Source organism: Paragemmobacter amnigenus (genome assembly GCF_009908265.2).
Classification (GTDB): domain Bacteria; phylum Pseudomonadota; class Alphaproteobacteria; order Rhodobacterales; family Rhodobacteraceae; genus Paragemmobacter; species Paragemmobacter amnigenus.
In genome coordinates, this window is record NZ_JAAATX020000002.1 from 241022 (window position 1) to 254923 (window position 13902).

Genomic DNA, 13902 nt, shown 5'->3' on the forward strand with positions numbered 1-13902 from the left:
GGTCGCGGGGCGGGACGGAACGCGGGCTGCCCGCGATGCGGAACCGGCCTGAAGCCTGCGGTCGTGTCGATGCACAGCACTTGTGCGTCGCCTCTGCACTGGCCTTTGGTGGCGCTGCGCGCTAGGACGGCGCAGAGAGCTGCAAGGGCAACGCGCATGAGCCAGACCAAGACCGACTTTTCCGACGCGATCTCTTCGACCGAAGAGATCATCGAGGATGCCCGCAACGGGCGGATGTTCATTCTGGTGGATCACGAGGACCGCGAGAACGAGGGCGATCTGGTGATCCCCGCGCAGATGTGCACGCCGAGCGCGATCAACTTCATGGCCACCCACGGGCGCGGGCTGATCTGTCTGGCGATGCCGGGGGCGCGGATCGACGCGCTGGGCCTGCCGCTGATGAGCCCGAAGAATTCGAGCCGCCACGAGACGGCCTTCACGCTGTCGATCGAGGCGCGCGAGGGGGTGACCACGGGCATTTCGGCGGCGGACCGCGCGCGGACAGTGTCGGTGGCGATCGATCCGACGAAGGGGGCCGCGGATATCGCGACGCCGGGGCATATCTTCCCGCTACGGGCGCGCGAGGGGGGCGTGCTGGTGCGGGCAGGCCATACCGAGGCGGCGGTGGATGTCAGCCGTCTGGCGGGGCTGAACCCGTCGGGGGTGATCTGCGAGATCATGAACGACGATGGCACGATGGCGCGCCTGCCGGACCTGATCACCTTTGCCCAGCGGCACGGGCTGAAGATCGGCACCATCTCGGACCTGATCGCCTATCGGCGGCGGCATGATAATCTGGTCAACGAAAAGGCCGTGAAGGCCGTGCAGTCGGTGCATGGCGGCGACTGGCTGATGCGGATCTATTCGGATGACACGCAGGGGGCCGAGCATGTGGTCCTGACCAAGGGGGATCTGACGGGAGATGCGCCGGTTCTGGTGCGTGTCCATTCGCTCAACCCGCTGGAGGATGTGCTGGGCATCGGTGGCGGCGGCGACCTGCCCGCCGCCATGCGGCTGATCGCGGCCGAGGGGCGGGGCGTGGTGGTCCTGCTGCGCGATACGGCGATGAAGATGGTCGAAGGGGGCGAACATTCGCCCCAGACGCTGCGGCAATACGGGCTGGGCGCGCAGATCCTGTCGGCGCTGGGCCTGTCGCAGATCACGCTGGTGACGAATTCGCAGGCGCCGAAGGTGGTGGGGCTGGAGGCCTATGGTCTGACCATCACCGGTACGCGCGCGATCAGGGAGGCCTGAGATGGCAAGCGCGGAACAGCATTACATCCTGCCGCTGCCGCAGTTCGACAGGCCGGTGCGCCTGCTGGTCGTGGTGGCACCCTATTACCGCGACATCGCGGACAACCTGATCAAGGGCGCACGGACGGTCGCGGCAAAGGCGGGGGCCGAGGTCGAGGTGGTGGAGGTTCCCGGCGCGCTGGAGGTGCCTTCGGCCATCGCCATGGCCGAACGGCTGGCGAAATATGACGGCTATGTCGCGCTGGGCTGTGTGATCCGGGGCGAGACGACGCATTACGAGACGGTCTGCAACGATTCCAGCCGCGCGCTGTCGCTGCTGGGGTTGCAGGGGGCCTGCATCGGCAATGGCATCCTGACGGTGGAGAACCGCCCGCAGGCCGAGGTGCGCGCCGATCCCGAGGGGCAGGACAAGGGCGGCGGGGCTGCGGCTGCGGCCTTGCATCTGGTCGCGCTTTCGCGCAAGTGGGCCGGCCAGACCAAGGGGATCGGATTCCGGGCATGAGCGCGCCTGACAAGAAGCAGATGAGATCGGCCGCGCGGCTTTATGCCGTGCAGGCGCTGTTCCAGATGGAGACGACGGGCCAGACCGTCGAATCCGTGGTACGCGAGTTCGAGACGCACCGTTTCGGCGAGGTGCTGGAAGAGGGCGAGATGGCCGAGGGCGATCCGGCGCATTTCCGCAAGGTCGTGGACGGGGCGGTGAACTGGCAGGCGAAGATCGACCAGATGACCGACCGCGCGCTGGTTGCGAAATGGCCCATCGACCGCATCGACCCCGTCATCCGCGCCCTGTTCCGCGCGGCCGGCGCCGAGCTTGTGGGCATGGACACCCCGCCCAAGGTGGCGATCAACGAATATGTCGAGGTCGCGAAGGCCTTTTTCCCGGACGGGAAGGAGTCGAAATTCGTCAATGCCGTCCTTGACCACATGGCGCGCGAGGCGAAGCCTGCGGCTTTCTGACGCTTTTTGTGGCTGATTTCCGCCCGAACGGGGCCCTTGCCGCGACCTGCGGCAAAATGGGGCTGGCGATCCGGCGCAAGGGGGCTAGGCTTTCCCTTGATGATCACGGGAGTCGCGCCATGCCGAAGCTTGTCCGTCTGTATATCCAGAGCATCGCCATCGGCTTCGGCCTGGCCTGCGGGTTCGTCGTGGCGCTGGTCGCGCTGGATGTGGCGGGGCTGCGGGGGTTGATCCTGGGGTCCGAGATGGGCGCGGTGGCGGCGGCGATGATGATCGTTTTCAACGGGATCATCTTTGCGGGGGCGCAGTTCGCCTATGCCGTGATGGGCATGGCCGAGCGCAGCGATACCCTGCGCGGTGGCCGCAGGCAGGGCAGGGCGCTGGTGCCGGTGCGCGTGCCGGTCGTCGCCAAGGCGCGGGTCGGCCAGCCGCGCAGCCGCCGTTAAGCGGGCGTCAGGACGTTTCAGGCATTTCCCCTGTCCTTCGTGCAAGTGTGCGACTGGACAGGGAACCGATGGCCCCTAGTTGGTTTTCCATGGACGGGAGGTCAGCCATGCCGAAGCTCATCCGCCTTTACATCGACAGCGTTCTGGTCGGGCTGGCCCTTGCCGTGGCTTTCATGGCCGTGCTGGTGGTGCTGGACATCGCGCATCTGCAACGGCTGGTGCTGGGGGCCGAGGGAGGCTTTCTGGCCGCGGGCATGGTCGTGCTGTTCTTCGGGGGGCTGTTCTCGTCGGTGCAGTTCGCGGTGCGGGTGGTGCTGCTGGACGTGGCGGAGGACCGCGCGGTGGAACACCGTCGGCGGCATGGCCGGGGCCGCAGCCCGCGCGACCGCCGCGACGACTGAGGGAAGGGGCGGGTGGCGGGCCCGCAGCAGCCGTGGACGGCATGGTTTTCCCGAGAGCCAGAGGTCTCAGGTGGGCGCCAGGTAGCAGGACCAGAATCCTGCCAGAGCCAGCCCCCGTTCGCTTGCTTATCGGCCACTGGAAAAGAGCCTCACACGCGAAGAGCAGCACCCGCCACCCACCGAGATAGGGCGAAGGGGGCACGGGCGCAAGCGCGGCGGGCCGTGCTGGGTGCAATGCCGGCGGGGTCTTGCGCGATGTTCACGATTGGTTCATGTTTGGCGCCATGGACCAGACCGTGGACACCCTGCCCGCCATGCCCGGCCAGCGCCTTGCGCGCGGGGTCTGCCGTGCGCTGCGCGGAATGGATTTCGTGACGGTGGAGGAACTGGTGCCCGCGCCGGGACTGCGGGTGGATGTCATGGCTCTGGGCCCGCGGGGCGAGGTCTGGGTGGTGGAATGCAAGTCGGGCCGCGCGGATTACCGGTCGGATCGCAAGTGGCAGCATTATCTGGATTGGTGCGACCGGTTCTTCTGGGCCGTGGATGCCGAGTTTCCTGTCGAGCTGCTACCTGCCGAGACGGGGCTGATTCTGGCCGATCCCTATGATGCCGAAGTCTTGCGGATGGGACCGGAAACGCCGCTGGCCCCCGCGCGGCGCAAGGTCATGGTGCAGAAATTCGCCCGCCATGCCGCGACACGGCTGCAGGCCCTGCGCGACCCCGCTGCCTTCGGTTCGGGGGCGGGCTGGGTCTGACTCAGCGGCGCTTGGGCTTGGCGCCTGTGCCCATGCTGCGGGCGGCCTCGGCCGCGGCGCGGAGTTCCTCGGCGATTTCCTCGGCCTCGTCGGGGTCGAAGTCCAGCGGCAGTTCGATGCCGCCCTCGGCCTCGACATAGATGCGGACCATGCCGAGATCGGTGGGCCCGATCTGGATATTGGCGGCGATGTCGCTTTGCTTGTCGATGCCCATGGGTGGCCTCCTGTCCGGTCTTGGACTGGCGTAGCGCGGGCGCGGGGCAGAGGCAAGGCATGGGGTGCATTCCGCCTCTTGCAATCCCCTGACGGCAGGGGTAAACGCCCCCGCAAGTGCCGCCTTAGCTCAGTTGGTTAGAGCACCAGATTGTGGATCTGGGGGTCCCCCGTTCGAGCCGGGGAGGCGGTACCATCTGAACCACCTGTTTTGTTGGACGAAGTGCAGGCCCCCGGGCGGCCCGTTTTGCCGTGGGTCGCAGGCAGAGGGCTGGGGCGTGGCGCGCCGCGGGGATGCGCCGCGGGATCGGGCACGGCAACCGGTGAGGCTGGATCACCCCTTCCGTCACCAGTCGATCGGCCCCGTTTCAGTCGCCGCCCCTGACGCTGGCGCGCGGCGGAGCGGAGTTGGCGAAGCTGCCGGCGATGTATTCCTCGAGGCGCGAAAGGGCTTCGGACCTGATGCCCGCCATGCGGTGCAGGCGCAGTTGCAGATGGCCCAGGGGCGGAAGCCCGTCCGCCTCGGTCAGGCTTTTCGTTCCGGGCGGGATGGTGCTGGCTGCCATGGCGGTGATGCCAATTCCAGCCTGCACCGCCGCGGAAATTCCGTTGTAGCTGGAGCTGAGATAGACGATCCGACAGGGGTGGTCGATCTGGTTCAGTCCGCGCAGCATGCGCGTGCGATAGATGCAGGGCGGCGGCGCGAGGACGAGCGGCAGCGGGCTGCGGGTGTGGCTCGAATGATCCTCGCTGCCGACCCAGACCAACGGTTCGTTGTGGATCGATGTCCCCCCTTCCTCGGACGAATCCTCGTGGAGGGCGACGACCAGATCGAACTCTCCGGCAAGCTGGCGGCGCAGGAGATTCTTGCTCAGGTCGCTCGTCACCTCGAGCATCACGTTGGGATGGGTCTGCGCGAATTTGCCGAGGAAGTCGGGCAAAAGGGAGGCCGTGTATTCGTGCGGCGCGCCCAGACGGACGCGGCCGGCGACCGTGGGTTGCCGCAGACTGGCGATGATCTGGTCATTCAAGGCAAGGATGCGCCGCGCATGCTGCGCCACGGTGCGGCCTTCCGAGGTGAGGTGCAGGTTATGAGCATCCCTTTGGAAAAGCACGGCATTCACTGTCTCTTCCAGTCGCTTGATCTGGAGACTGACAGCCGAGGGGGTGCGTCCGACGATGCCTGCCGCACGGGTAAAGCTGCCATGGTCGATGGCTGTCACGAAGGTCCGCAGGAGATCCGTCGGGATATTTTGCATCCGGGTTATATCATTAGCAACGCTCAACATAAGTTTTGTACTATGAATTTCACAAATGTCAAAGTTTTCCTATTTTGGCGTCGCCCGCTGTGATGTCTGCGGCAGCACTTCGTTTCTGACCGCCTGATCCCGCGCGGATCTCTGTCAGCCGGAGGGGCGGCCATTCTAGCGCGGGTCGTCGAGGAGGCGACTTTTGCAAGCACGAGAACATCCCGGCGCGATGCACGCCGGGGACCGTCACCGCCTGCGGTGCCGGAGTGCGAGGGACTGTGGAATAAGAGAGGAGAGATACGAATGACCACCTCGAGCGGCCAAAGCGGCCAAGGGGGCAAGACCGCAGATGGTGGAGACCATCTGGAGCGGAACCTGACGAACCGGCATATCCAGCTGATCGCGATCGGCGGGGCCATCGGGACCGGATTGTTCATGGGGTCCGGAAAGACGATCTCGCTTGCCGGTCCCTCGGTGTTGTTCGTCTACGCCATCATCGGGTTCTTCCTCTATTTCGTCATGCGGGCGATGGGGGAAATCCTGCTGTCGAACCTGCATTACAAATCCTTTGCCGATTTCGCCGCCGACCTGATCGGTCCCTGGGCCGGGTTCTTCGTCGGCTGGACCTACTGGTTCTGCTGGATCGTGACGGGTGTGGCGGACATCGTGGCGATCACCGGCTACTTCACCTTCTGGTGGCCGGAACTGGCGCTGTGGATTCCGGCGCTGGCGACCATCTTGCTGCTGCTCGTGCTGAACCTGCCGTCCGTGAAGGCCTTTGGCGAGCTGGAATTCTGGTTTGCCATCATCAAGATCATCGCCATCGCAGCGCTGGTCCTTGTGGGGACCGTCATGGTGATGCGCGGCTTCGTCGCGCCGAACGGGGCGGTGGCGCAGGTGTCGAACCTGTGGAATGACGGCGGCATGTTCCCGCAGGGTTTCATGGGTTTTGTCGCGGGCTTCCAGATCGCGGTCTTTGCCTTTGTCGGGATCGAACTGGTCGGCACAACGGCGGCCGAGGCGAAGGATCCCGAAAAGACCCTGCCGCGCGCCATCCGCGCCATTCCGATCCGCGTCATGCTGTTCTACATCGGCGCGCTGGTTGCCATCATGATGGTGACGCCCTGGCGCGAAATGGTGGCGGGCCAGAGCCCCTTTGTGTCGATGTTCGCGCTGGCGGGCCTTGGCGTTGCGGCCTCGGTCGTCAACTTCGTGGTGCTGACCTCGGCCACGTCTTCGGCCAACTCGGGCATCTATTCCACCTCGCGCATGGTGTATGGCCTGGCGCAGGAGGGGGATGCACCCGCGCTGTTCGGCAAGCTGAGCCGCCGCCACGTGCCGGTGAACGCGCTGCTGTTCTCCTGCCTGTTCCTGCTGACCTCGCTGTTCCTGCTGTTCTCGGGCGAGACGGTGCTGGCGGCCTTCACGCTGGTCACCACGATCTCGGCGCTGCTGTTCATGTTCGTCTGGACCATGATCCTGGTCAGCTACATCGCCTATCGCAAGAAGCGGCCCGAGCTGCACGCGGCGTCGAAGTTCAAGATGCCGGGCGGCGTGGCGATGTGCTGGGCGGTGCTGGCCTTCTTCGGCTTCCTGATCTGGGCGCTGACGCAGCAGGCGGACACGTTGCAGGCGCTGCTGGTGACGCCGGTGTGGTTCGCGGTGCTGGGCGTGGCTTGGGCCATCATCCGCAAGCAGCCGCGCCATCTGAAGCAGTACGAGGCCTTCCGTCACGAACTGGACGAAGCGGACCCCGCCGTCTGACCGGCGATGCAGACGGGACGCGGGCCAAGGTCCGCGTCCCACCCCACCCCAACGCGCTTTGCGGAGCCTGACATGCGGAATTTCGATCTTGTCGTCATCGGTGCCGGACCCGGCGGCTATGTGGCCGCGATCCGTGCGGCGCAACTGGGCCTTTCGGTCGCCTGTGTCGAGGAACGCGCCACGCTGGGGGGAACCTGCCTGAATGTTGGCTGTATTCCTTCGAAGGCGCTGCTGTCGTCGTCCGAGCACTGGGCCGAGGTGAAGCATCTGGCGGCGCACGGGATCAGCGTGGGCGAAGCGGGGTTCGATCTTGGCGCGATGATGGCGCGCAAGGACAAGGTGGTGGGCGACCTGACCAAGGGCATCGCGCATCTGTTCAAGAAGAACGGCGTCGAATGGCTGAACGGTCGCGGCACCATCCCCGCTGCGGGGCAGGTGCGGGTGGGCGACGAGGTGGTTGGCGCGAAGAACATCCTGATCGCCACGGGGTCCGATCCGGCGGGGCTGCCCGGTGTATCGGTCGACGAGGAGGTCATCCTGACCTCGACCGGTGCGCTGGCGCTGGGGCGGGTGCCGGAGCATCTGGTGGTGATCGGCGCGGGCGTGATCGGGCTGGAGCTTGGTGAGGTCTGGGCGCGGCTGGGGGCCAAGGTGACGGTGGTCGAATACCTTGACCGCATCCTGCCCGGCGCGGATGGCGAGATTGCAAAGACCGCGCAACGCCTGTTGCAGCGGCAGGGGCTGGCCTTCCAGCTTGGGCGCAAGGTGGCCTCGGTCACGCGCGAGGGCGCACGGGCCGCCGTGACGGTGGAGCGGCGCGACAACGGGGCGGTCGAGACGATCGACGCCGATGCCGTGCTGGTGGCCATCGGTCGCCGCCCGCGCACGGCGGGGCTGGGGCTGGATGCGCTGGGCGTGGCGCTGGACGGGCGCGGGTTCATCGCGGTGGACGGGCAGTTCCGCACCAGTGTTGCGGGCATCTATGCCATCGGCGACGTGGTGCCGGGGCCGATGCTGGCCCACAAGGCCGAAGAGGACGGGATCGCGGCGGTCGAGGGGATCGCCGGTCACGCCCATGCCGCGCCCGATTACGGGCTGGTGCCCGGCGTGGTTTACACCGCGCCCGAGATTGCCAGCCTTGGCGCCACGGAAGAGGCGCTGAAAGAGGCGGGTCGTCCCCATGTGGTCGGCCGCTTCCAGTTCATCGCCAATGGCCGCGCGCGGGCGATGGGGGCGACGGACGGGCTGGTCAAGGTGCTGGGCTGCGCCGAGTCGGGCCGCATCCTTGGCGCGCATATCCTTGGCCGCAATGCGGGCGAGCTGATCCAGGAGCTGGTGCTGGCCATGGCGACCGGTGCGACGCTGGCGCAGGTTGCCGCGTCCTCGCACGCCCATCCGGGCATGGGCGAGGCGGTGAAAGAAGCCTGCCTTGCCGCGCTTGGCAAGCCGCTGCACGCGTGAGGGGGAGGCGATGAAGGATTTTCCCGACAAGCCGCGCCATCCCGAAAAGGCGCATCGGCCCGCCTCTGGCGTGGCGCGCAAACCGGACTGGATCCGCGTGTCGCGCGCCGACAGCCGCGACTATGCCGAAACGCGCCGCATCCTGAAGGACAATGCGCTGACCACCGTCTGCGAGGAAGCGGCCTGTCCGAACCGCGGCGAATGCTGGTCGCAGCGCCATGCCACCATGATGATCATGGGCGAGACCTGCACGCGCGGCTGTTCCTTCTGCAACGTGGCGACGGGGCGTCCCGACGCGCTGGACGCGTTCGAACCGGGGCGCGTGGCGGATGCGGTGGCGAAGCTGGGGCTGCGCCATGTTGTCATCACCTCGGTTGACCGCGACGACCTGACGGATGGCGGCGCGGCGCATTTCGCGCAGACCATCCGTGCCACGCGACACCGCAACCCCGCGACGACGATCGAGGTGCTGGTGCCCGATTTCCTGCACAAGGGCGAGGCCTGGACCGAAGTGGTCGATGCCGCGCCGGATGTGTTCAACCACAATCTGGAATGCGTTCCGCGCCTTTACCCCTCGGTCCGGCCCGGCGCGCGCTATTACCAGTCGCTGCGGCTGCTGGACGAGGCGAAGCGGCGCAATCCGAGCATCTTCACCAAATCGGGCCTGATGGTGGGCCTTGGCGAGACCTTCGAGGAACTGCGTCAGGTGATGGACGACATGCGCGTTGCGGGCGTCGATTTCATCACCGTGGGCCAATACCTGCAACCGACCGCGCACCACCATCCGGTGGACCGCTTCCTTCCCCGCGACGAATTCCGCCGGATCGCCGACATGGCGCGGTCCAAGGGGTTTCTTGCCGTCTCTGCCACGCCGATGACCCGTTCCTCCTTCCATGCGGGCGAGGATTTCGCCCGCCTGCAAGCCGCCCGCCGGGCCGCCGCAACCCAAGCCAAGGAAAATGCCGATGTTTGACGCCGAACCTTTGAAACGAACCCCGCTGACCGAGCTGAACATCGAACTTGGCGGCAAGATGGTGGGCTTTGCCGGATACGAGATGCCGGTGCAGTTCCCCGAAGGCGTGATGAAGGAACATCTGCACACCCGCGCCAAGGCGGGGCTGTTCGATGTGTCCCATATGGGGCAGGTGATCCTGCGCCCGAAATCGGGGCGGATCGAGGATGCAGCACTTGCGCTGGAACGTCTGGTGCCGGTTGACATTCTGGGCCTGAAAGAGGGCCGCCAGCGTTACGCGCTGTTCACCGATGAGAAGGGCGGCATCCTTGACGACCTGATGGTGGCGAACCGTGGCGACCATCTGTTCGTCGTGGTCAACGCGGCCTGCAAGGCGCAGGACGTGGCGCATATGCGGGCGCATCTGTCCGACTTGTGCGAGGTCGAGGAGCTGACCGACCGCGCGCTGGTCGCGCTGCAGGGGCCGGCGGCCGAGGCGGCGCTGGCGAAATTCGCGCCCGAAGTGGCCGGAATGGCCTTCATGGAAGTGCGCGGCGTGTCGATCCTGTCGGCGGATTGCATCGTGTCCCGCTCGGGCTATTCGGGCGAGGACGGCTACGAGATTTCCGTTCCCGCCCGCGCCGCCGTCGCCCTTGTGCGGGCGCTTCTGGACAATGCGGATGTGCACCCCATCGGGCTGGGCGCGCGGGACAGTTTGCGGCTTGAGGCTGGTCTCTGCCTTTATGGCAATGACATCGACACCACGACCACGCCGGTTGCTGCTGCCCTTGAATGGGCCGTGCAGAAGGTGCGGCGTGCGGGTGGTGCCCGTGCGGGCGGCTTCCCCGGTGCCGATGTGATCCTGCCGGAATTCGAGGCAGGCGCCGCGCGCCGCCGCGTCGGCATCGCCCCCGAAGGGCGCGCGCCGATCCGTGGCGGGGCGCTGTTCCGCGACGAAACCTCGACCGATCCGGTCGGGCATATCACCTCGGGCGGTTTTGGCCCGACGACCGAAGCTCCTGTGGCGATGGGCTATGTGGACACCGCCCTGTCGGCTGCCGGAACGCGGCTGTTTGCGGACCTGCGCGGCAAGCGCGTGGCCGTGACCGTTGCAACCCTTCCCTTCATCACTCCCCGTTACAAGCGCTGAGGAAACGCATCATGCTGAAATTCACCGATGACCACGAATGGCTGAACGTTGCTGACGGTGTCGCGACCGTCGGCATCACCACCCACGCTGTCGAGCAGTTGGGCGACCTTGTCTTCGTCGACCTGCCCGAAGTGGGCGCGACGCTGGCCAAGAACGATGCGGCGGCGACGGTCGAATCCGTCAAGGCGGCGTCCGACGTCTATTGCCCGCTGGAGGGCGAGGTGATCGAGGTCAACGAGGCGATCCGCAACGACCCGTCGATCGTGAATTCGGCGCCGCAGGCTGATGGCTGGTTCTTCAAGCTCAAGCTCGCCAATCCGGCGGAGGCCGAGGCTCTGATGGACGAAGCCGCCTATCTGGCGCTGGTCGGGTGAGGGCGGGGTCATGACCTACAAGGAAACGGTTTACGCCCCCTATGACTTTGCCAACCGCCGCCACATCGGGCCGTCTCCGGCCGAGATGGCCGAGATGCTGCAGGCGGTGGGCGCGTCCAGCCTCGACGCGCTGATCGACGAGATCGTGCCGGATGATATCCGGCTGAAGACCCCGATGACATGGGGCAAGGCGCTGTCGGAACAGGCGGTGCTGGCCAAGCTGCGGTCGGTCGCGGATATGAACCGCGTGATGGTGTCCTTCATCGGGCAGGGCTACCACGGCACGGTCACGCCGCCGCCGATCCAGCGCAACATCTTTGAAAATCCGGCGTGGTATACGGCCTATACCCCGTATCAGCCGGAGATCAGCCAGGGGCGTCTTGAAGCGCTGCTGAACTTCCAGACCATGATCGCGGACCTGACCGCGCTGGACGTCGCCAACGCCTCGCTTCTGGACGAGGGCACCGCCGCCGCCGAAGCCGTGGCGCTGTGCCAGCGGTCGGCCAAGTCGAAGGCCACGACCTTCTTCGTGGATCAGGACTGCCACCCGCAGACCATCGCCGTGGTCAAGACGCGGGCCGAGGCGCTGGGCTGGTCGGTCGTGGTGGGCAATCCCTTTGCCGATCTGGACCCCGCGCAGGTGTTCGGCGCGCTGTTCCAGTATCCCGGCACCTATGGCCATGTGCATGACTTCACCGATGTGATCGCCAAGCTGCATGCGGCGGGCGCCTTGGCCTGCGTCGCGGCGGACCCGCTGGCGCTGACCGTGCTGAAGGCGCCGGGCGAGATGGGGGCGGATATCGCCATCGGCACCACCCAGCGTTTCGGCGTGCCGATGGGCTATGGTGGTCCGCACGCGGCCTATATGGCCGTCAAGGACGCGCTGAAGCGGAACATGCCGGGGCGGATCGTGGGTGTGTCCATCGACGCGCGGGGCAACCGTGCCTACCGTCTGTCGCTGCAGACCCGCGAGCAGCATATCCGGCGCGAAAAGGCGACCTCGAACGTCTGCACGGCACAGGCCCTGCTGGCCGTGATGGCGTCGATGTATGCGGTGTTCCACGGTCCCGAAGGGCTGAAGGCCATTGCCGAACGCATCCACCGCAAGACGGTGCGTCTGGCCAAGGGTCTGGAAGCGGCGGGGTTCAAGGTGGAACCCGCAGCCTTCTTCGACACGATCACGGTCGAAGTGGGTGCCGTGCAGGGTGCGATCCTGAAATCGGCCGAAGCCGCGGGCATCAACCTGCGCCGCGTCGGGCTGACGAAGATCGGCATCACCTATGACGAACGCGCGACCCGCGCCCATACCGAGGCGATCTGGGCCGCCTTCGGGATAGATCGCCGCGATGACGACCTTTCGCACGACTATCGCCTGCCTGCCGCGCTGGTGCGGACGAGCGAATACCTGACGCATCCGGTCTTCCACATGAACCGCGCCGAAGCCGAGATGACGCGCTACATGCGCCGTCTGGCCGACCGCGACCTTGCGCTGGACCGGGCGATGATCCCGCTGGGGTCCTGCACGATGAAGCTGAACGCCACGGCCGAGATGATGGCGCTGAGCTGGCCGCAATTCGCCGACGTCCACCCCTTCGCCCCGGCCTCCCAGACCGAAGGCTATGCCGAGATGCTGCGTGATCTGGAGGCGAAGCTCTGCCTCGTCACCGGCTATGACGCCTTCTCGATGCAGCCCAATTCGGGCGCGCAGGGCGAATATGCGGGCCTTCTGACGATCCAGGCCTATCACCGCGCCCGCGGCGAAGGGCATCGCGACGTCTGCCTGATCCCGACATCGGCGCATGGCACCAACCCTGCCTCGGCGCAGATGGTGGGGATGAAGGTCGTCGTGGTGAACGTGGCCGCGAATGGCGACATCGACGTGGAAGACTTCCGCGCCAAGGCCGAGGCGCATTCGGCCAATCTGGCGGCCTGCATGATCACCTATCCCTCGACCCACGGCGTCTTCGAGACGACCGTGCGCGAGATCTGCGAGATCACGCACCGCCACGGCGGGCAGGTCTATCTGGACGGCGCGAACATGAACGCGATGGTGGGCCTGTCGCGCCCCGGCGACATCGGGTCCGACGTGTCGCACCTGAACCTGCACAAGACCTTTGCCATCCCGCATGGCGGCGGCGGCCCCGGCATGGGCCCGATCGGGGTGAAGGCGCATCTCGCCCCCTTCCTGCCCGGCAATCCGATGCTGGCCGATGGGGGTGCGGTGTCGGCAGCACCCTACGGGTCGGCGTCGATCCTGCTCATCTCGTGGGCTTACTGCCTGCTGATGGGCGGCGAGGGGCTGACGCAGGCGACGAAGGTGGCGATCCTGAACGCCAACTACATCGCCAGCCGCCTGAAGGCTGCTTACCCGATCCTCTATTCGGCGGGTGGGCGCGTGGCGCATGAGTGCATCCTTGACACCCGCGTGATGAAGGACCGTGCGGGCATCACCGTGGATGACGTGGCCAAGCGTCTGGTCGATTGCGGCTTCCATGCGCCGACGATGAGCTGGCCGGTGGCGGGCACGCTGATGGTGGAACCCACCGAAAGCGAACCGAAGGCCGAACTCGACCGCTTCATCGCGGCCATGCTCGGCATCGCGGCCGAGGTGGATGCGGTGGCCAACGGCACCCTCGACCCCGAGGACAACCCGCTGAAACGCGCGCCGCATACGGTGGAGGATCTGGTGGGTGACTGGAACCGCCCCTACAGCCGCGAAAGCGCCTGCTTCCCCGCAGGGGCCTTCCGGGTGGACAAGTACTGGTCGCCGGTGAACCGCGTGGACAACGTCTATGGCGACCGGCACCTGATCTGCTCCTGCCCGCCGCTGGAAAGCTACGCCGAGGCGGCGGAGTAAACGCCTGCCATGAACGTTCGGGCGGCCCGCACGGGCCGCCCGATTGCGAAAAAGGCCCGATTGCG

At 66.5% G+C, this 13902-nt stretch carries 14 protein-coding genes and 1 tRNA gene; 13 read left to right on the forward strand and 2 right to left on the reverse strand.

The window, feature by feature from the left end; all coding sequences use genetic code 11:
* Positions 1 to 156 precede the first annotated feature (156 nt).
* The 6 genes from ribB (at position 157) to GU927_RS03650 (ending at position 3816) form a co-directional block, all read left to right on the forward strand.
* Positions 157 to 1254, forward strand: a complete 1098-nt coding sequence (ribB, locus tag GU927_RS03625) for a 3,4-dihydroxy-2-butanone-4-phosphate synthase (RefSeq protein WP_161760993.1) — start codon at positions 157 to 159, stop codon at positions 1252 to 1254.
* Between the two features lies 1 nt (position 1255).
* A complete protein-coding gene (locus GU927_RS03630) occupies positions 1256 to 1756 on the forward strand; it encodes a 6,7-dimethyl-8-ribityllumazine synthase (RefSeq protein ID WP_161760994.1) in 501 nt (166 codons plus the stop codon).
* Positions 1753 to 2214 carry a transcription antitermination factor NusB gene (gene nusB / locus GU927_RS03635; RefSeq protein ID WP_161760995.1) on the forward strand — a complete coding sequence of 154 codons (462 nt, stop codon included), beginning with the start codon at positions 1753 to 1755 and terminating at the stop codon, positions 2212 to 2214. The genes GU927_RS03630 and nusB overlap by 4 nt, the downstream gene beginning before the upstream one ends.
* Before the next feature lie 119 nt (positions 2215 to 2333).
* Positions 2334 to 2660: a hypothetical protein gene (locus tag GU927_RS03640; RefSeq protein WP_161760996.1), complete on the forward strand. Its 327-nt coding sequence runs from the start codon at positions 2334 to 2336 to the stop codon at positions 2658 to 2660.
* 107 nt (positions 2661 to 2767) lie between these two features.
* Complete coding sequence (locus GU927_RS03645; RefSeq protein WP_161760997.1) at positions 2768 to 3061, forward strand: hypothetical protein; 294 nt, start codon at positions 2768 to 2770, stop codon at positions 3059 to 3061.
* A 284-nt stretch (positions 3062 to 3345) separates the two neighbouring features.
* Positions 3346 to 3816, forward strand: coding sequence for an MmcB family DNA repair protein (locus GU927_RS03650; RefSeq protein WP_217765518.1), 471 nt, complete (start codon positions 3346 to 3348; stop codon positions 3814 to 3816).
* 1 nt (position 3817) lies between these two features.
* Here the strand turns inward: GU927_RS03650 and GU927_RS03655 are convergent, their stop codons facing one another.
* The gene (locus GU927_RS03655) at positions 3818 to 4030 is read right to left on the reverse strand and encodes a DUF6324 family protein (RefSeq protein WP_161760999.1); all 213 of its coding nucleotides are present in this window, start codon (positions 4028 to 4030) and stop codon (positions 3818 to 3820) included.
* Between the two features lie 118 nt (positions 4031 to 4148).
* On the opposite strand from GU927_RS03655, the gene GU927_RS03660 reads away from it, so the two are divergent.
* Positions 4149 to 4225: transfer RNA gene (locus GU927_RS03660), tRNA-His, on the forward strand.
* 172 nt (positions 4226 to 4397) lie between these two features.
* On the opposite strand, the gene GU927_RS03665 is transcribed toward GU927_RS03660, so the two are convergent.
* On the reverse strand, positions 4398 to 5318 hold the full coding sequence (locus GU927_RS03665; protein ID WP_332838484.1) for a LysR family transcriptional regulator: 921 nt from the start codon (positions 5316 to 5318) through the stop codon (positions 4398 to 4400).
* Positions 5319 to 5582: 264 nt separating this feature from the next.
* Here GU927_RS03665 and cycA point away from each other — a divergent pair, with 264 nt between their 5' ends.
* The 6 genes from cycA (at position 5583) to gcvP (ending at position 13837) form a co-directional block, all read left to right on the forward strand.
* A complete protein-coding gene (gene cycA, locus GU927_RS03670; RefSeq protein ID WP_161761001.1) occupies positions 5583 to 7043 on the forward strand; it encodes a D-serine/D-alanine/glycine transporter in 1461 nt (486 codons plus the stop codon).
* 72 nt (positions 7044 to 7115) lie between these two features.
* Positions 7116 to 8504 carry a dihydrolipoyl dehydrogenase gene (lpdA, locus tag GU927_RS03675; protein WP_161761002.1) on the forward strand — a complete coding sequence of 463 codons (1389 nt, stop codon included), beginning with the start codon at positions 7116 to 7118 and terminating at the stop codon, positions 8502 to 8504.
* A gap of 10 nt (positions 8505 to 8514) precedes the next feature.
* Positions 8515 to 9477 carry a lipoyl synthase gene (lipA, locus tag GU927_RS03680; protein ID WP_161761003.1) on the forward strand — a complete coding sequence of 321 codons (963 nt, stop codon included), beginning with the start codon at positions 8515 to 8517 and terminating at the stop codon, positions 9475 to 9477.
* Positions 9470 to 10606 carry a glycine cleavage system aminomethyltransferase GcvT gene (gcvT, locus tag GU927_RS03685; RefSeq protein ID WP_161761004.1) on the forward strand — a complete coding sequence of 379 codons (1137 nt, stop codon included), beginning with the start codon at positions 9470 to 9472 and terminating at the stop codon, positions 10604 to 10606. The genes lipA and gcvT overlap by 8 nt, the downstream gene beginning before the upstream one ends.
* A gap of 14 nt (positions 10607 to 10620) precedes the next feature.
* Positions 10621 to 10980, forward strand: a complete 360-nt coding sequence (gene gcvH / locus GU927_RS03690; RefSeq protein WP_217765526.1) for a glycine cleavage system protein GcvH — start codon at positions 10621 to 10623, stop codon at positions 10978 to 10980.
* Positions 10981 to 10990: 10 nt separating this feature from the next.
* Positions 10991 to 13837 (forward strand): aminomethyl-transferring glycine dehydrogenase, encoded by a 2847-nt coding sequence (gcvP, locus tag GU927_RS03695; RefSeq protein WP_161761006.1) that lies wholly within the window; start codon positions 10991 to 10993, stop codon positions 13835 to 13837.
* Positions 13838 to 13902: the final 65 nt, after the last annotated feature.